At 69.8% G+C, this 16,157-nt stretch carries 15 protein-coding genes; 8 read left to right on the plus strand and 7 right to left on the minus strand.

Annotated elements, in window-relative coordinates:
* Positions 1–56: 56 nt before the first annotated feature.
* Complete coding sequence (locus ACWGKS_RS20845) at positions 57–2,786, minus strand: TPR repeat region-containing protein (protein ID WP_358509054.1); 2,730 nt, start codon at positions 2,784–2,786, stop codon at positions 57–59.
* A 66-nt stretch (positions 2,787–2,852) separates the two neighbouring features.
* Positions 2,853–3,281: a hypothetical protein gene (locus tag ACWGKS_RS20850; RefSeq protein WP_358509052.1), complete on the minus strand. Its 429-nt coding sequence runs from the start codon at positions 3,279–3,281 to the stop codon at positions 2,853–2,855.
* Between the two features lie 393 nt (positions 3,282–3,674).
* On the opposite strand from ACWGKS_RS20850, the gene ACWGKS_RS20855 reads away from it, so the two are divergent.
* From ACWGKS_RS20855 to ACWGKS_RS20885, 7 genes are all read left to right on the plus strand, one after another.
* Positions 3,675–4,007 (plus strand): hypothetical protein, encoded by a 333-nt coding sequence (locus ACWGKS_RS20855; RefSeq protein ID WP_358509050.1) that lies wholly within the window; start codon positions 3,675–3,677, stop codon positions 4,005–4,007.
* 67 nt (positions 4,008–4,074) lie between these two features.
* Positions 4,075–4,371, plus strand: a complete 297-nt coding sequence (locus ACWGKS_RS20860) for a WXG100 family type VII secretion target (protein ID WP_358509048.1) — start codon at positions 4,075–4,077, stop codon at positions 4,369–4,371.
* A gap of 23 nt (positions 4,372–4,394) precedes the next feature.
* Positions 4,395–4,775: an ABC transporter permease gene (locus ACWGKS_RS20865; RefSeq protein ID WP_358509046.1), complete on the plus strand. Its 381-nt coding sequence runs from the start codon at positions 4,395–4,397 to the stop codon at positions 4,773–4,775.
* Positions 4,776–4,877: 102 nt separating this feature from the next.
* Complete coding sequence (locus ACWGKS_RS20870) at positions 4,878–5,810, plus strand: AAA family ATPase (RefSeq protein WP_452523602.1); 933 nt, start codon at positions 4,878–4,880, stop codon at positions 5,808–5,810.
* The gene (locus ACWGKS_RS20875; protein WP_358509042.1) at positions 5,810–6,940 is read left to right on the plus strand and encodes a DUF58 domain-containing protein; all 1,131 of its coding nucleotides are present in this window, start codon (positions 5,810–5,812) and stop codon (positions 6,938–6,940) included. Before ACWGKS_RS20870 ends, ACWGKS_RS20875 begins: the two co-directional genes overlap by 1 nt.
* The gene (locus ACWGKS_RS20880) at positions 6,928–9,207 is read left to right on the plus strand and encodes a DUF3488 and transglutaminase-like domain-containing protein (RefSeq protein WP_358509041.1); all 2,280 of its coding nucleotides are present in this window, start codon (positions 6,928–6,930) and stop codon (positions 9,205–9,207) included. The genes ACWGKS_RS20875 and ACWGKS_RS20880 overlap by 13 nt, the downstream gene beginning before the upstream one ends.
* Positions 9,204–10,742, plus strand: coding sequence for a serine/threonine protein kinase (locus ACWGKS_RS20885; protein ID WP_358509039.1), 1,539 nt, complete (start codon positions 9,204–9,206; stop codon positions 10,740–10,742). The genes ACWGKS_RS20880 and ACWGKS_RS20885 overlap by 4 nt, the downstream gene beginning before the upstream one ends.
* Positions 10,743–10,829: 87 nt before the next feature.
* On the opposite strand, the gene ACWGKS_RS20890 is transcribed toward ACWGKS_RS20885, so the two are convergent.
* The 5 genes from ACWGKS_RS20890 to ACWGKS_RS20910 all read right to left on the minus strand — a co-directional run bounded on the left by ACWGKS_RS20890 (position 10,830) and on the right by ACWGKS_RS20910 (position 15,065).
* Positions 10,830–11,462 (minus strand): MBL fold metallo-hydrolase, encoded by a 633-nt coding sequence (locus ACWGKS_RS20890; protein ID WP_358509037.1) that lies wholly within the window; start codon positions 11,460–11,462, stop codon positions 10,830–10,832.
* Entirely contained in the window at positions 11,459–12,544 is a 1,086-nt protein-coding gene (locus tag ACWGKS_RS20895; RefSeq protein ID WP_358509035.1) for an S-(hydroxymethyl)mycothiol dehydrogenase, read from the minus strand. Before ACWGKS_RS20895 ends, ACWGKS_RS20890 begins: the two co-directional genes overlap by 4 nt.
* A gap of 110 nt (positions 12,545–12,654) precedes the next feature.
* Positions 12,655–13,476, minus strand: coding sequence for an alpha/beta fold hydrolase (locus tag ACWGKS_RS20900; RefSeq protein ID WP_358509033.1), 822 nt, complete (start codon positions 13,474–13,476; stop codon positions 12,655–12,657).
* A gap of 159 nt (positions 13,477–13,635) precedes the next feature.
* On the minus strand, positions 13,636–14,439 hold the full coding sequence (locus ACWGKS_RS20905) for a peptidoglycan recognition protein family protein (protein ID WP_358509031.1): 804 nt from the start codon (positions 14,437–14,439) through the stop codon (positions 13,636–13,638).
* 278 nt (positions 14,440–14,717) lie between these two features.
* On the minus strand, positions 14,718–15,065 hold the full coding sequence (locus tag ACWGKS_RS20910) for a DUF3817 domain-containing protein (RefSeq protein WP_358509029.1): 348 nt from the start codon (positions 15,063–15,065) through the stop codon (positions 14,718–14,720).
* Positions 15,066–15,349: 284 nt separating this feature from the next.
* Between ACWGKS_RS20910 and ACWGKS_RS20915 the strand changes: the two genes are divergently transcribed.
* Positions 15,350–16,153 (plus strand): siderophore-interacting protein, encoded by an 804-nt coding sequence (locus ACWGKS_RS20915; protein WP_358509027.1) that lies wholly within the window; start codon positions 15,350–15,352, stop codon positions 16,151–16,153.
* Positions 16,154–16,157: the final 4 nt, after the last annotated feature.

Here is a 16,157-nt window from a genome sequence, read left to right on the forward strand (position 1 = left end):
GGAACCGCCCGCTCCCACACGGGGATCGGGCGGTGTGCTTTGCGAAGAGGCGTCGACTACCGACTCGTGTTCTCCTTGTAGTCCTCCTTGTCGATGTCGGCACTGAGTTTTTCGATCACCTCGTAGTAGCCGGTGTGGTAGGCCTGCGAGTACTGAGCGGCTACCTCGTGGGCCTCACGACTCGTCTTGTCCGGGTAGGTGATAGTCGCTTCCTCGCTCTTGAGTAGACGGTCGAGCGCGGTATCGGGGCTGATCTTGGTCTTGTCGTCCCGTGCCCCGGTCCGGTCGTCCGTGCTGAACTCGTAGTAGTCCACGACCTTCCCGTCATCGGTGAGGAGTTGGGGGCTGACGGCCTCCACCTGTCGGGTGTCGATCCGGCCATCGCGGACCATGGCGTCGAGCAGATCCAGCTTGGTCTTGTAGTCGTGGTTCATCTGCGAATAGGTCCGGCCGTAGTCGTTCGCTCCGAAAGCGTGGGTGGAGTCGTCTCCGATTCCGGCGTCCACGGCTGTCAGATAGTTGTCGCTCTTGACCGATTGGTCGACCCGGTCGTTCAACTCGAATACCGACGTGGTGATACCGGAGATCGCCGCTCCACCTCCTGCGGGGGACAGGAGGTTGGCTCCGCCGAAGGCAAGGCCGCTCACCATGGCGATTTTGCGTTTCTTGTCCACCGCGGCCTGGGCCTCCGCGTTGTCCATGTCGATGCTGCGGTCGAGGGTGTCGCCGCGCACGGCGGCGTCCAGGAGGGCGCGGAACGTGGAGTTGCGGTAGGCGATGTCCTTCTGTTCGTCCTCACCCAGGAGCTGGTTCGTGCTGTTCAGATCGAGCAGCTCCGCGGTTTGATACAGCTTCCGCACCGTGGCGTCGTCGGCCGCCGCGAACTGGAGGAACCGCTGGCGCTCCTCGTACCCGAGTTTCATTTTGTCGCCGCCCTCGGGTTCGTTCTTGTTCCCGGGGATGCTGAAATCTTCCAGGTAGGCCAGTGCGATGTCGGCGAAGGTGTTGGACAGCTTTGGGTTCACTCGACTGAAAACCGCGTCCGGATACTCAACGTCGACCTTTTTACCGTCGACCTCGACCGTCTCCTTGACCGTGATCCCGGTGTTGGTCAGTGAGTCGAACACGTCCTTGTCGCTCACCGTCGTTCGGATCAACCCTTCGGCCGCTTCACGAGCCATTCGGCGCTGGGAACCGGACTCCGATTCGGAGGCGCGCGGAATCCAGTCGGTGAGCCCGGCGGCGGCCTCGCCGTCGTCCGCCCAGTCGAAGGCGTACAACCCCACGAGCGCGTCGGTGGTGTTCTTGAAGTCGGGCATGTACTCGGAGGAGTAGCGCGCATCCTCCACGTGGCCGGCCGGATGCTCGGCGTTCCCGGTGAGGATGCTGTGGTTGGCCTCCACGTTCCGGGTGCTCACGTCCAAGAGGGAGGAAAGCGCTTCGTTGCGCTCCCGGGTGATCGCGAGGTCGGTGTTGTCGAGGTGGTGCCCCAGGCTCAGGGTGACGTTGGTAGAGAACTCCAGACCACCCCGCAACCCCGAGTCCGCGTTCTTGAGCAGGAGACTGAAGTCCTCGGCGTCGGCGAGCCAGTTGTGCGAACGCACGCCCTCGGCCCGTCCTTCCGACATCCCGTTCGCCCTCCAGTCGTTGAAGGGGAGACCGTGGGCGAAGTCCTGGACACCATCGGGCAGGCGGTACTGGCCACCACCGACCTTCTCGTCGGAGAGGATGAGCAGACCGTTGGCGACCCCGGTCGCGAAGGCGTCCCGTTCCGAGGAGCTCCATCCCGGACCGGAACTTCCTTCCAACCAGGGCATCATGTGCACGATGCCGGTCGGGGACATCTCATCGAGTTCTTCGTAGAAGGTTTCGAGGAAGTCGAGCTCCTCCTCGCCCAGGGTCGGCCGGTGCATCGTGGCCTGGTAGGGCTGCCCCAGGGTGGACCGACCGGCCTCTTGGAGTTTCTTCGCCTTCGCCGACACGGCGCCGAGCGCCGCGATGATCTCGTGGAAGCGCGCGTCCGGCTCCTTGTCCCCGTCCAGGTAGGACTTCATCTCCCGGGCCATTTCCTTGGCCTCCTTCGAGGAGACCGGGAGTGGTACGTCCCGCTCCGCGCCCAGGATGTTGTACGCGCCCCAGCCCAGCACCCCGGCCTCCACGAGGACCTTCAGGTTGCTCGGTTCGGGGCCCTCCTTGAGCAGGGTGGCCCGTTCCGCCGCGGTCTCCTCCAAACCGTCCTTGAGCTTTCGCCCCTTGGCCATGTACTCGCGGTGCACCTCGTAGTAGGCGAGCTGGCGCGGACTGGGCACGTGGGGCCCGTACGTCGGTGGGCTCTGGAGCGGACCCGTTCCCCGGTACATCGGGTTCCCCTCGTTGGCGAGCCCCGCCATGACGATCGCGGTCGAGTACCGATCGATCAGCTTCTTGCGCTCACGCCTGAACTCCTCGACGTCCTCGCGCCACCTGTCGGCGATCGACGCGGCGTAGGTGAGGGCGAGGCAGGCCTTGCGCCACTCCTTCTCGTTGAAGGCCCCCGCGGAGCTGATGTCGCCGTCGATCAGATCGCTGAACTCCTTGGCGGACCTGGTGATGGCCGCGCGCCCCGTTCCCGCGTCGCCCATGACCCGTCCGGTCAGTTTCCAGGCGTCGTCGCACCTCTCCTTGAGGGAGTCCGTCCGCACCTTGGTGTCCGGCGGATCGAACTCGGGGATCCTCTCGGCGGGTGGGGTCAGGGGCGAGGGGGCGGAGGGGAGTAGGGGAACCGAGGGTTCCGGGGTCGAGGTCATGCTCGGTGCCTTCCATGACACGGAGAGGTGGGCGTGGGGTGGTCGAGGGGGCGGGAACACCCGGACCTAGCGGTTCACGTCGAGCCGGAGGTGGGTGGGCGCGACGGGACCGACCGGGCCGTCGGACGCCGGGGCGGCGATGCCCGGGGGCGCCTGGTTCGGGGAGGTGAGCCGCGGGTTCAGGTACGGGATGGCGGCGCGTTGCTCCCCCTCGGCCTCTCCATCGGTCCGTTCGATGAGTCCGGCGGCGGAGACGATGTTCCTGGAGATGGTGATCCCGTTGCTCTCGACCTTCTCCACCGGGCCCTTGTGGTCGGCGAAGTAGGTGGCGAAGGCGCCGTTGATCTTCGCCTCGACCGACTCCTCGTCCAGGGCGTCCATCGCGGTCTCGAAGGCCTTGGAGACCCCGGCCAGGAGTTCGTGCGTCCGCTCGCTGTCGCGCCCGCCAGAGGCCCCCTCACCGGTGTTGCCCGCGATCATCGACGCTTCGCCCATGGCCGACCCTCCTCATTTCCGCTTCGCTGGATGTACCGGTACGGCCAGGGGACCCGGGAGCACGAGGGGCCGGCTGGTGCCACGGGGCACGAGCCCTATGAGACTAGGGAATTCCTCCGACACCTTCCAGTGGGTTCCTCCCGGGCGGTGGTGATGGCGGTCACGCCTTGGGGGATAACCCACGGTCATCCGGATGCCCTGGGGCGCAGGGCATCGGACGGTGCTCGGCGCGATTCCAATCGCGTTGACAGAGGGCTCGAAGGTTCACTACCTTCCCTTTTCGAGTGGTTTCACAACCGAACCGGGCGACCTCCCGGAACTCCACGGAGTGGGAACGCCCCTGAACCGGCGATGAACGCAGTTCAGGGGGGTCGGTGAGGAAAGGACCGGTAGATGAGTCAGAGGATCGGAACAGAGGAGACCACCTCCCTTTCCCGAGGTGGGTCGCGTCTCGACGAGGAGAGCCAGGGGCTCAGGGAACGCCTGCAGTCGTTGCTGGGCGCGCTGGAACAGGACGGGCAGGCGCTCCAGGGCGGTGCTCTCAGGGCCTACCGGGAAGGCCAGAGCGAACTGGTGACCGGGTTCAACTCCCTGCTCGCCTGGTGCGACAAGTACGGCGTCAACCTCAACCTCGGTCAGGAACGCGTCAACTCGACCGACCTCGACAGCGAGGAAGACTTCGCCCGGGCTCAGAACGAGCTCTCCTTCATGAAGCCGATCAACTGAGCGGGCCCCTCGCGCCCGGCTCTTCGCAGCGGCCGGGCCTCAGCGCACCAGAGAGCGAGACCACCACATGAGCCTGAACCGATACGAGGTCGGTGGCGACATCGACCAGCTCACCGAGCTGAACATCGACCAACGCCAGTACCTGGGCTACTTCCGGTCGATCATGCAGGAGATCGACGGGCAGGCCAAGGACCTCGTCACCAAGTGGGAGGGCGGCGACGAGAAGTTCCAGGCCCGCGCCGCCGAGTTCAACAACGCCTTCGACATGACCAACCGCGGCTTCTCGAAGATGGTCGACGCGGTGGACGGCGCCGTGGACGGTTACCAGACCACCAAGCGCTACCTCGACGACCTGTTCGACTGACCGCGGCACGGTCCCGGACACACATGTCCCACCCACCCAAGGCGACGGCGGCGGAACCGGGGGCACCGGTTCCGCCGCCCCCCGCACGGCTCCCCGAGGCCTTCCAGAGCACGCCCGACAGCGAGCGCTACGTCCTCCAGGCCGACGCCCTGCGCCGTCGACAGTTGCGCGCGGCCATACTGTACGGGTCCAGCCGCTACTGGCGCACCCGACAACGCGTGTGGCCCTCGGTGATCGTCGGTCTGATCCTGGCCGCCCTGGTCGCCGCGGCACTCGTGGTGTTCGGCGCCTTCCAGACCCAACGCGACCTCAACGAGGAACGCCGTCAGGACCAGACCCAGAACCCCCTGACCCCCCTGACCCCACAGGAGAGGGATGCCCAGGGAACCGATCAGAACCCCTGATCGTCCACCCACGAACATCGAAAGACATCAGTGAACCTCCAAGGTCCCGCCGAGCCCCTCTCCGCGGACGAAGCGGCTCTCGAAGCGGACGCGTTCGACTCCATGGTCTCCTCCGTGGGGACCGCCCTGCTCGGCAAGACCGAGGTGGTCCGGCTCGCCCTGGTCGCGCTGCTCTGTGAGGGGCACATCCTGCTGGAGGACGTCCCCGGCACCGGCAAGACCACCCTGGCTCGGGCCCTGGCCGCCGGGGTCGAGGGCCGGTGGCGTCGGATCCAGTTCACCCCGGACCTGCTGCCCTCCGACGTGACCGGCGTCACCGTCTTCAACCAGGCCACCCGGGAGTTCGAGTTCCATCAGGGACCGATCTTCGCCAACGTCGTCGTGGCGGACGAGATCAACCGGGCCTCACCCAAGACGCAGTCCGCGCTGTTGGAGGTCATGGAGGAGGGCGCGGTCACGGTCGACGGGCACCGACACCGCGTGGACGCGCCCTTCCTGGTGGTCGCCACCCAGAACCCGGTGGAGATGTCGGGCACCTACCGGTTGCCGGAGGCCCAGCTGGACCGCTTCCTGATGAGACTCACCGTCGGATACGCGGACCCCGCCGCCGAACTCGCCATCATCCGCGGCGACCGTCTCGTCGCACCGGAGTCCCTGACCGCGCACACCGACGCCGAGAGGATCGCCCGCTCGCGCGCCGCCGCCCGCAGGGCCCATGTGGACGACACGGTCTACGAGTACGTCCTGCGTCTGGCGCACGCCACGCGCGGACACGACGCCTTGAGCGTGGGGCTGTCAACCCGGGCCACGGTCGCCATGGCCGACACGATGCGCATGCTCGCCCTCACCAGCGGTCGTCCCTACGTCACCCCGGAGGACGTCCAGACCCTGGCCCGCCCCGTCTGGGCGCATCGCCTGGTGCTCTCACCCGAGGCCTCGGTCGGCGGTCGCACCGGCGTCGACGTGCTCAACGAGATCCTCGACGCGACCCCGGCCCCACAGCCGGGCGGACCGGGGGCGACGGCGAACCGCTGATGCCGACCACAAGGGGGTGGTCGGTGGCGGCCGTGGGGGCGCTGCTACTGACCTTGGGCATCCTCTCCCAGTACCAGGAACTCGCCCTGCTCGGCGGGCTCGCCCTCATCACCGTGGTCGCGGCCGCACTGACCGTGGGCCGTGTGGCCGACGTGACGGTGCGCCGATCCCTGCCGACCGGAACCCGTACCATCCCCGGCCGGTCGGTGCGGGTAAGGATGGAGGCCCGCAACATCGGACGTCGATCCGTGCGGATCGCCGAACGGGTCCTGGGTCCCGACGGTGAACACGACGTCCCCCTGGCGCCCCTGTCCGGGGGCGGCACCGGTGGTTCGGACTACTGGGTCCAACCCCTCCGCCGCGGAATGATCGAACTCGGTCCGTTGTGGGCGGGACGTTCCGACCCCTTGGGCCTTGCCGCGAGCGGCCGATCCCAGGGCGCCGTGGACCGAGTGTGGGTGCATCCTCCGTGGCGGTACCTGCGGGCCATCCCGGTCGGCGACGTGGCCGACCCCGACGGTGAGGTCGACGGGGCCCGGTCCGGGACCCTCACCTTCCACACCCTGCGCGACTACGCACCCGGAGACGACCTGCGCCACGTCCACTGGCGCAGCTCGGCACGCCTGGACCGGCTCGTGGTCCGCGAATACGTCGACACCTCCCAGGCCCGACTGTGCCTTCTCGTCGACGACCGCCCCGCACCGGACGGCGTCGACCGAATGGACGAGGTCGCCGGAGCCGCGGCCTCCCTCCTGGCCACCGGGGTGCGCGCCGCCCTGCACTGCGAACTCCGGTTGGTCGGCGGGCGCGGCAGGGACAGCGGCGGTGGTCTGCCGCCCCTGCTCGACCTGTTGGCCGAGGCCGCACCCGACCCCGACGCGAACCTGGCCGACGCCCTCCACCTGGCCCGAACCCACGGCGAGGGCGACACCGCCATCCTGGTCAGTGGCCACCTGGACGCGGCCGACCTCGGCCTCTTCGCGCAGCTCGGGGACCGCTACCCCGGGTTGTACGCGGTGGCCCTGGGCGGGCGTGAACGCCCGGCCGCGCCGGCCTCCGTCACACTCATCACCGCCGGCGACGCCGTGTCGTTCGCCGACCGTTGGAACGAGGCACCATGGCCACGGTGACGACCCCCGCCCCCACCGCACCGGTGCGACGGTCGTGGTTCCCCTCGTCCTCGCCACGAACCCCGCTCGCCCACGTCGGACCGATCCTCGCCACGACCGCGGGCGGTGTCGCCCTGGCGCCCTCCTACGCCTCCCCTTGGCAGGTCGGCGCGATCCTGGTCGCCTGCGCGATCGTCTCCGTCGTGCTCACCCTGGTCCTGCGTTCCCGGTTCAGCGCGCTTCGGACGGTGCTCCTGGGCGTGCCGGTGCCCCTGCTCGCCGTGCCGGTGTGCGCGGTGTGGATTCCGGGTGAGGGGGAGGGGGCGTTTCGGGGCGCGGGTGAAGCGCTCCTGCACTCGGGGGCGCGCATCCTCACCAGCACCGCGCCCACACCGCTCAGCGTCGACACCCTCACCCTGCCGCTGCTGGCCACCTGGCTGACCGGTGCCGCCACCGCCCTGGCCTGGCGCGCCGGACGCCGAGGGATCGTCCTGATGCCGGGCCTGCTGCTCCTCGTCGGCGCCGTGATCATCAACGGGCCCGTGGCCCCACCGGGCTTCCCCGCGATCGCTCTGACCGGGGTGGCCGCGGTCCTGGTCATGTCCCTGCGTTCGGGACCCGGGACGGCCGGCCCCACGGGATCGGCCGCGCTGAGCATCCAGGTGGACGCGCGTCCCTCGGTCCCGTCAAGGCTTCGCCGGGCCGTGGTCGTCGGATCCATCTGCGTCCTCACCGCCACCATCGCGGTGGTCGGCGGGCCCCGCCTGCTCGCCGGGTGGGAGACCGAACCCGGCGACCCGCGCACCGTCCTCACCCCGCCCATGGACTCCTCGCGGGCCCTCAACCCCCTGGGATACCTGGCGGGTTGGGCCACAGAACCCGACGAGTACCTGCTCACCGTCGAGTCGGACCGGCCGGTGGAGCTGCGCTGGGTCGCCCTCGCCGACTTCACCGGGACCACCTGGTTGCCCGAGTCCGGGTACCGCAAGGCCGACAGCGTCCTTCCCGCGCCGGTGCCGCCTCCGCCCGGGGCCACCCCCGTCTCCGGGCACGTGCGGGTGGGAAAGGATCTGCCCGGTGCCTGGGCCCCGGTCATCGGAGTCCCCCGACGGGTCGGACTCGACGACCCCGGATACGACGCCCGTACGGGCACCGTCGCCACCATGGACGGACCCATCGCCGAGCAGGACTACGAGGTCGTCGGGGAGGTCGCGGACTGGGAATCGACGGACCTGACCCGGGCCTCCCCGCCCGCCGGTGACATCTACGACGTCTACCGGGAACTTCCACCGGGCGCCCCCGCCATCCTCAACGACGTGGTCGCCTCGGTGGCGGCCGAAGGCTCCTACTACCAACGCGCCACCGCCCTGGCCCGCTACCTGCGCGAGTCCCACTCCTTCGACCCCCACACCCCGGGTGGCCACAGCTACGCCCACATCGACGCACTCCTGGCCGCCCCCGGAGGGCAGGGCGGCGGGGGCACGTCGGAGCAGTTCTCCAGCGCCTTCGCCATGCTCGCCCGCGCCGCCGGACTGCCCAGCCGGGTCGCCGTCGGCTTCGCGCCCGGCACCGACCAGGGCGGCGGGGAGTACGAGGTCCGTACCGGTGACGCCGTGGCCTGGGGCGAGGTGTACTTCGACGGGGTCGGTTGGGTGCCCTTCGCCGTCACCCCCGGCGGGCAGGACGAACACGGCACCGAGGACACCGCGGAACAGGACGTCCAAGACTCCGAGGACACCGAGGCCGAGGACTACGAGGGTTCGGCCTCCGACGACCACGCCATCACCGCGCCGAGACGAGACGAACCCGACCGCCGCGGGTGGACCATCGGCCTGACCGTGAGCGGCTGCCTCCTCGCGCTGCTCCTGTCGATCCCACTCGGACGGATGGCGCGCGCCCGGCTCCGTCTGGCGTCCGGCCCACCGACCGCCCGCGTCCTGGGCGCCTGGCGCGAACTCCTCGACGGTCTGCGCCAGGCGTCGGTGCCGCTGTCGCCCGGAAGCACGGTCAGCGCGACCGTGGCCGCCGCCCGAGACCGGGTGCCCGTTTCGGCCCACGCCCCCGGGCTCGATCGGCTCGCCCAAGCCGTCAACAGCGTCGGTTTCGGCGTCGGACGGGACGTGGACGAGGCGGTCGCCCGTGGCGCCGCGACCACCGTGCGCACCCACCTGCGGAGCCTGCGGGCGACCCGTCCCCGCCTCAAGAGACTGACCTGGTGGTTCGACCCCCGGCCGCTGCTGTGGCGGGATCGGGGCCATGGGGCGCACACGCGGAGAGGACACCGATGAGCACGAGCGGATCCGACGACAGACTCGCCCCCGGGTACCACTCCCCACAGATCCTCTACCGCGGCGTGTCCTCCACCCTCTACCTGGCCGGACGCGATGGTGACGACATCACGGTGGTGCTCAAGGTCGTCCGTGACGAGCACGGCCGGGCCGAGGTCGAGCGGGCACGTGGGCTCTCGGACCTGCCGGGCATGATCCGGGTGACCGGGACCGGTGAGACCTCGTCCGGGCGCGCGTTCGCCGTGTTGGAGCACCACCCGGAGGGCGACTACGCCGCGGCCCTCGCCGACCGTGGTCCGCTGCCCCTGGCGGAGGTGCTGGCGGTGGCCCGTTCGGTCGCGGGCACCTTGCGGGCACTACACGAACGCGGCCTGCTCCACCACGGGGTGGAACCGGCCAACCTGCTGCGCACCCCGGGCGGGGCGACCCTCACCGACGCCGGAGGCGTCCTGCCCATCGGGGAACGACCCGAACCGGTGGCCCCCGATCCGATGACGATCGCCCACACCCCGCCGGAGATCCTGCGGGGAGAACCGGGCGGACCGGCCTCGGACGTCCATCGACTCGGGACCACGTTGTGGACGCTTCTGGCCGGACACCCGCCCTTCGCGCAGGGGCCCGACCCCGCCCTCGACCCCTTCGCCTACCGCGACAAGGTGTTGGCCTCCGATCCACCACGCCTGCCCCGTGCCGACCTGTCGGCCGGACTGCGCTCCGTCCTGGAACGCGCCGTGGCCCGGGAACCGGACGAACGGTATCCCGACGCGTCCGCGTTCGCCGAGGCCTTGGCGGCGCAGGACCACGATGACGAGGTGCCCGCCGACCCCGAGCCCGCCGGTTTCGATGAGTTCCTTCGGCAGAACCCCGACGTGGCCTGGGCCGCCCTCCCCGGCTGGAGTGGTGGAGCGAACCCGCCGGTCCCCGCGTCAGAGGAACGACGATCGGCCCCGGAGACACCCGAAGGCGGCGAAGAGCGCGCCGAGGCTCCGACACCACCGCGGCCCCCCGAACCACTCCGGTCGGGGTCACCGGGCACCCCATCGGTGGGACGCCCACTGGCCGTCATGATCACGGTCGCGGCGGTCGTGGTCCTCGCCCTCGGGCTGGGAGCCGTGGCCGTTCTGCGCCCCGACGCCGGCGACACGCTGGTCGAACGGGTGCGGGAGAGCCCGACCGAGACCCGGGCGACCCCCGAGAGCGGGGCACCACCGTCCGAGGCCCAAGACCCACCGGCGCCTGCGGCCGGCCGGGTCGAGGAGGCCCGCCCCACGGACGTCGAATTGGCGGACCAGGGCCACACGGTGGTGGTTTCGTGGACCGACAACACCGGTGTGGAGGCGCCCCATCAGGTCATCGGTGGTGTGGCCGGACAGGACCCGGGCAACGTCGCCGACGCCGAACCGGGGGCCGCCTCCGTCCGGGTCAACGCCCTGGAACCGGCCCAGGAGTACTGCTTCATCGTCATCGCGGTGCTCGGCGTCGACGAGATCGCCGTGTCGGACGAGGTCTGTACCGAGCGCTCGTCCGGAACCTGAGGGCAAGGGGACCGAACGCAAGGGGAGCACGGGAGCCCCGCGCCCGGATGGAACGGGTGCGGGGCTCCGGGGACGCCGGACCGGGACTCAGTTCCCCCGGTCGATCCACTCCTGCAGGTGCGGGGCCTCGGCGCCGATCGTGGTGGAGTCACCATGACCGGTGTTGACCACGGTCTCCTCCGGCAGGGACAGCAAACGGTCCCGGATGGAGGCCACGATGGTCGGGAAGTCCGAGTAGGACCGACCCGTCGCCCCCGGTCCGCCCTGGAACAGGGTGTCCCCGCTGAACAGCACGCCCGCCTCCGGCGCGTACAGGCACACCGCGCCCGGCGCGTGCCCCGGGGTGTGGACGACCCGCAGTTCGGTGCCGGCCACCTTCACCACCTGGCCATCGGACAGTTCCCCGTCCGGGGCGCGGTCGGGGTGGGTCATGTCCCACAACACCCGGTCGTCGGGGTGCAGCAGGATGGGCGCGTCCACCATGTCGGCCAGCGCGGGCGCGGCGTTGACGTGGTCGTTGTGGCCGTGCGTGCACACCACCGCCACCACCCGGCGTCCGTTCACCGCCCCGACGATGGCGTCGGCGTCGTGCGGGGCGTCGATGACCACGACCTCCTCGTCGTCACCGATCAACCAGACGTTGTTGTCCACCTCCCAGGAGCCGCCGTCCAGGGTGAAGACCCCGGACGTGGTCAGGTGTTCCACTCGCGCGTCACTCACAGTCGCACCACCGATCGCAGTACGTCGCCGCGCTCCATGCGGGCGAAGGCCTCTTCGATGTCACCGATACCGATCTCCTCGGTGACGAATCCGTCCAGGTCCAGTCTGCCCTGGGTGTAGAGGTCGATGAGCATCGGGAAGTCACGGGAGGGCAGACAGTCCCCGTACCAGGACGACTTGAGCGCCCCGCCGCGACCGAACACGTCCAACAGCGGCAGTTCCAGTCTCATCTCCGGGGTGGGCACCCCCACCAACACCACGGTGCCCGCCAGGTCACGGGCGTAGAACGCCTGCTCGTAGGTCTTGGGGTTGCCGACGGCGTCGATCACCACGTCCGCACCGAACCCGCCGGTGAGTTCCCGGATCGCCTCGACCGGGTCGGTCCGGGAGGCGTTGACGGTGTGGGTGGCGCCGAAGCCGCGCGCCCAGTCCAGCTTTCGGTCCTCCAGGTCCACGGCGATGATCCGGTTCGCCCCGGCCAGGCGGGCCCCGGCCACGGCGGCACTGCCCACCCCACCGCAGCCGATGACCGCCACCGAGTCGCCGCGGGTGACCCCGCCGGTGTTGACGGCCGCGCCGATCCCGGCCATGACCCCGCAGCCGAGCAGACCCGCCGCGGCCGCCGAAGCGGCCGGGTCGACCTTGGTGCACTGGCCCGCGGCCACCAGGGTCTTCTCCGCGAACGCGCCGATGCCCAACGCGGGGGAGAGCTCGGTACCGTCCTCCAGGGTCATCTTCTGCGTGGCGTTGTGGGTGTCGAAGCAGTACTGGTGGCGGCCCCGGGCGCACGCCCGACACTTCCCGCACACCGCCCGCCAGTTCAGGATCACGTAGTCGCCCGGTTCGAGGCCGGTGACGTCCTCGCCCACCGACTCCACCGTTCCGGCGGCCTCGTGGCCGAGCAGGAAGGGGAACTCGTCGTTGATTCCGCCCTCCCGGTAGTGCAGGTCGGTGTGGCAGACCCCACAGGCCTGGATCCGCACCACCGCTTCGCCCGGTCCGGGGTCCGGGACGACGATGGTGGTGAGTTCCACCGGCGCCCCCTTGGCGCGTGAGATGACACCTTGCACTCGTTGGGACATGTGAGCTCCTGTCGTCCGTGGTGGCCGGTTCGCGGCGCGTGGCGCGCCGCTCACCGCACACCATTGCACACCCGCCCCACCGGTATCCGGCTCCGGCGGACGTGGGTCGGTCACTCCCGGAGGAAGTCGAGCAGGGCGGCGGTGAGTCGGGCGGGAGCGTCCAATTGGACCAGGTGGCCGGCGCCGTCGATGGGGTGGGTGACCACGCCCGGGATCAGCCGTGCGAGTTCGCGGTCGCGCTCCGGTGGGATCCAGGTGTCCTGCTCACCCCAGGCCAGCAGCACCGGCAGGTCCAGTTCGGGGTAGGAGCCCTGGATCTCGTCGGTGTGCGCCTGGTCGGCCTGCTGGATCTGTCTGTAGAACGCGGGCTGGCCCTCGGCGCCCGTCCAGGGGTCCACCAGGGCTCGAAGCACGTCCGGTCGCAGCCCGACGGCGCTCGCCGAACTCACGTACTCGGTGACCAGGGCCCGGTGCAGGGCCGGCGGCAGCTGCTCGAACACCTCGGTGTTCTCGCCCACCAGGCGGAAGAACGGCGATCCCCATGGGGCCAGCGCCACCGGGGAGACCAGGGCCAGCCGGGAGTAGGAGGCGTGGTGCAACAGGTGGGCGCGCAGGGCCACCGCCCCGCCGAAGTCGTGCGCCACCACACGGGGCCGCTCCAGCCCCCAGTGGGCGAGCAGTTCGGTGAACACCCGTCCCTGCGCGGCCAGGGAGACCCGCTGGCCGGCGCGTTTCTCCGAGGCGCCGTACCCGGGCATGTCCCAGGTGTGGACCCGGTACCGGTCGGACAGGGCACCGGCGACCTCCCTCCACACGTAGGACGAGAACGGGGTGCCGTGCAGCAGCACCACGGGTTCTCCCGATCCGGTCGCCCGCCAACGCACCGTTCCCTCGGTGGACGCGAACTCCTCCATCGGTTCCGTCAACGCCATCCCCGGTTCCCCCTCCAAGTTCGTCGAGCGCTCCGAGACTAACGGCGCCCTCCGACGAAAACGAGGTGCCGGATTCGGGCACGAGGAAGGGGCGGCGCCTCTCCGGTGGCGCCGCCCCCTGTCAGTCGACGACGAGCGGGGAGTCGTCGTATCGGGTGGTCAGCGGGTGAAGTCGTCGGCTCCGCGACCGGGGCCGTGGAAGAACTCGCGCCGGGGCTCGTCCTCGGGGACCGGCGGGTAGGTGGGACGGTCCTCGGCCGCCACGTCGGCGGTACCGAACTCCATGCCCTGGGCGACCATCAGACCGCTCACCGCGTTGCGCAGCTCGGGCAGCATCGCGTAGAGCCGGTCGCCCGGGCAGGCGGTGGAGTTGAAGTCGCGGTGCCCCACGATGGCCTGCTGCGGGTCGAGGCCGTAGGCGCCGCACAGCCAGGCGAGGGTCTCGATGAGCCTGTCGGTGAGCTCCTGGGTGGGGCCCTCCTCCATGTAGGTGCCCTCGTTCTCGATGCCCACGGTGGTGCCGTTGTGGTCGGCGACGTGGGTGCCCACGCAGTGGGTGCCCTCGCGGACGGCCACGACGGCGAGGTTGCGACCCTCCATCAGGTGACCGCCACGGCTGATGGTGAACTGCTGGCCCGCGTCGATCCAGCCCTGGGAGTCCATGTGGTAGTTCTGGATCGACCTGGACAGCGCCAGGGCGTGGGCCTCGGAGTAGTCGGTGCTGTTGGGGGTCGCGGTGTGGTGGACGACCACGTGGGTGGGAGGGGCCGCCAGGACCTGGACGGGGCTCGACGGGGGTCGGGCGTTCCAGTCGGCGCGGAAGTACATCGCCGGTTCGGCCGCGGCGGCCCGGGTGTCGGCGTTCGCGGTGGCCACGCCGGCACCTGCGACGAGGGCGGCGCCGGAGGCGACGGCCGCTCCCTGCAGGACCGTGCGACGTGCGGGTCCATCTTGCTGACACATAGCGGGGGAGCCCTTCTCGGATCGGGGAGGTTACTTGCCGGTCACAACTGAACACGGATCCCCGTCCGCACGCAAAGGGGTCAATGAAAGTTTCTGTTGTCCGTTACCGGTCAGTTGGTAAACCTTTTACACCCCTTCTCAGGAAGATCATTCTGCGGTAGAGGAGTGGTCTCCTGTGGCTGAAGTGACCGATGAGATCCCTGTGTTCGGCGCGAACGACAAGAACGGGTCACGAAGGGAATCGTGACCCGTTCGGGGGTTCGTTTCGAGCGGTGGGGTCAGGCCACCGGTTCGGGCGTTCGGTCGTCCTTGGCGGGCTCGGGGGTCAGACGCCCGGTCCGGTGCAGCCACCAGTCCGCGAGGAGCGTGCCCAACGGAGGAACCGACGCGGCCAGTGCCACCAGGGTCGGCCGGATGCCCCACCGGAGTCGGTAGGCGGCCACCAGGGCGACCAGCCCGTACGCCACGAAGGCCCCGCCGTGCAGCGGGCCGAAGATCTGTACGCCGAGCTCGCTGCCGTTGCCCAGGTACTTGAAGTACATGCCGATCAGGAGTCCGACCCAGGTGAAGGCCTCGAATACGGCCACCACGCGGAAGGTCAGGGCGGACAGGGAATTGAAGTTCAAGGTGGTTCCTCGGGTTCGTGGCAAGGCGCGACGTGCTGTGGGGGCGGCCTCCACCAGGTTAGGACACCCTTGCCGACCGGTCGGACCCGGGTTCGGGCGGCCGGAGGGCGAACCTCGCGCACACGCCTACGTTAAGGTAAGGCTAACCTCAGAAATGTTTCAGGGTTCTGGCAGGCCTCGGACGGAACACGACCCACACCGGGAAGGCCCCCGCCTTCGTGGTGGCCGCGTGCGCCGCCCCACCCCCACGACCTCGACGAAGTCCCGAACCACGAGGAGAGCAAGTGACCCACGAACGCCGTATCGACATGTACCCGCTCAAGCCACGCGTCCTGGAGGTGGCCGAGGTCGAACGCGTCACCCCGCGCATGATCCGGATCCATCTGGAGGGCTCCGACATCGAGGGCCTGCGCAGCGACCACTTCGCCGACCACGTCAAGCTGTGGTTCCCCAACGAGGAGGGCGAGCACGTGCTGCCCATCGTCGAGGACGACCGCTGCCTCAACTTCCGTGCCGACGGGGTGATCTTCCGCGACTACACCGTCCGTTACCTGGACACCGAGGCCGGACGCCTGAGCGTCGACTTCGTCGCCCACGACCACGGTCCGGCCGGGCGGTGGGCGATCAACGCCGAACCCGGCCACAAGCTCGGTGTGCTCGGCCCGCGCGGCACCGCCTACATCACCGGCGAGTTCGACTACCACGTGCTCCTGGTCGACGAGACCGCTTTGCCGGCCGCCGCCCGATACGTGGAGGACCTGCCCGCCGACGCCAAGGTGTTCGCGTTCTTCGAGGTCGTCGACGCAGCCGAGGAACAGAAGCTGCAGGCCCCCGACGATGCCCGCATCACCTGGCTGCACCGGGGCGAGGCCGAGCCCGGCACCACCGAGCTGCTGTTCGAGGCGTTCAGGGCATTGGAGCTGCCCGAGGGCGACGGGTTCGTCTACGCAGCGGGTGAGGCCACCACCCTCAAGCCCATCCGCCGGCTGCTCAAGGAGCGCGGCTTCGTGCGCAACGAGACCAGCGAGGTGGACGGCTACTGGCGTCGGGGCATCACCAACCTCGACCATCACGAGGAGGACGACTGATCGA

Source organism: Nocardiopsis sp. NPDC055879 (assembly GCF_053615935.1).

What these genes read in the sequence shown, in the direction of transcription:
- ACWGKS_RS20845 (WP_358509054.1), bottom strand. Translation starts at nt 2,786, where the DNA reads ATGACCTCGACCCCGGAACCCTCGGTTCCCCTACTCCCCTCCGCCCCC.
- ACWGKS_RS20850 (WP_358509052.1), bottom strand. Translation starts at nt 3,281, where the DNA reads ATGGGCGAAGCGTCGATGATCGCGGGCAACACCGGTGAGGGGGCCTCT.
- ACWGKS_RS20855 (WP_358509050.1), top strand. Translation starts at nt 3,675, where the DNA reads ATGAGTCAGAGGATCGGAACAGAGGAGACCACCTCCCTTTCCCGAGGT.
- ACWGKS_RS20860 (WP_358509048.1), top strand. Translation starts at nt 4,075, where the DNA reads ATGAGCCTGAACCGATACGAGGTCGGTGGCGACATCGACCAGCTCACC.
- ACWGKS_RS20865 (WP_358509046.1), top strand. Translation starts at nt 4,395, where the DNA reads ATGTCCCACCCACCCAAGGCGACGGCGGCGGAACCGGGGGCACCGGTT.
- ACWGKS_RS20870 (WP_452523602.1), top strand. Translation starts at nt 4,878, where the DNA reads ATGGTCTCCTCCGTGGGGACCGCCCTGCTCGGCAAGACCGAGGTGGTC.
- ACWGKS_RS20875 (WP_358509042.1), top strand. Translation starts at nt 5,810, where the DNA reads ATGCCGACCACAAGGGGGTGGTCGGTGGCGGCCGTGGGGGCGCTGCTA.
- ACWGKS_RS20880 (WP_358509041.1), top strand. Translation starts at nt 6,928, where the DNA reads ATGGCCACGGTGACGACCCCCGCCCCCACCGCACCGGTGCGACGGTCG.
- ACWGKS_RS20885 (WP_358509039.1), top strand. Translation starts at nt 9,204, where the DNA reads ATGAGCACGAGCGGATCCGACGACAGACTCGCCCCCGGGTACCACTCC.
- ACWGKS_RS20895 (WP_358509035.1), bottom strand. Translation starts at nt 12,544, where the DNA reads ATGTCCCAACGAGTGCAAGGTGTCATCTCACGCGCCAAGGGGGCGCCG.
- ACWGKS_RS20900 (WP_358509033.1), bottom strand. Translation starts at nt 13,476, where the DNA reads ATGGCGTTGACGGAACCGATGGAGGAGTTCGCGTCCACCGAGGGAACG.
- ACWGKS_RS20905 (WP_358509031.1), bottom strand. Translation starts at nt 14,439, where the DNA reads ATGTGTCAGCAAGATGGACCCGCACGTCGCACGGTCCTGCAGGGAGCG.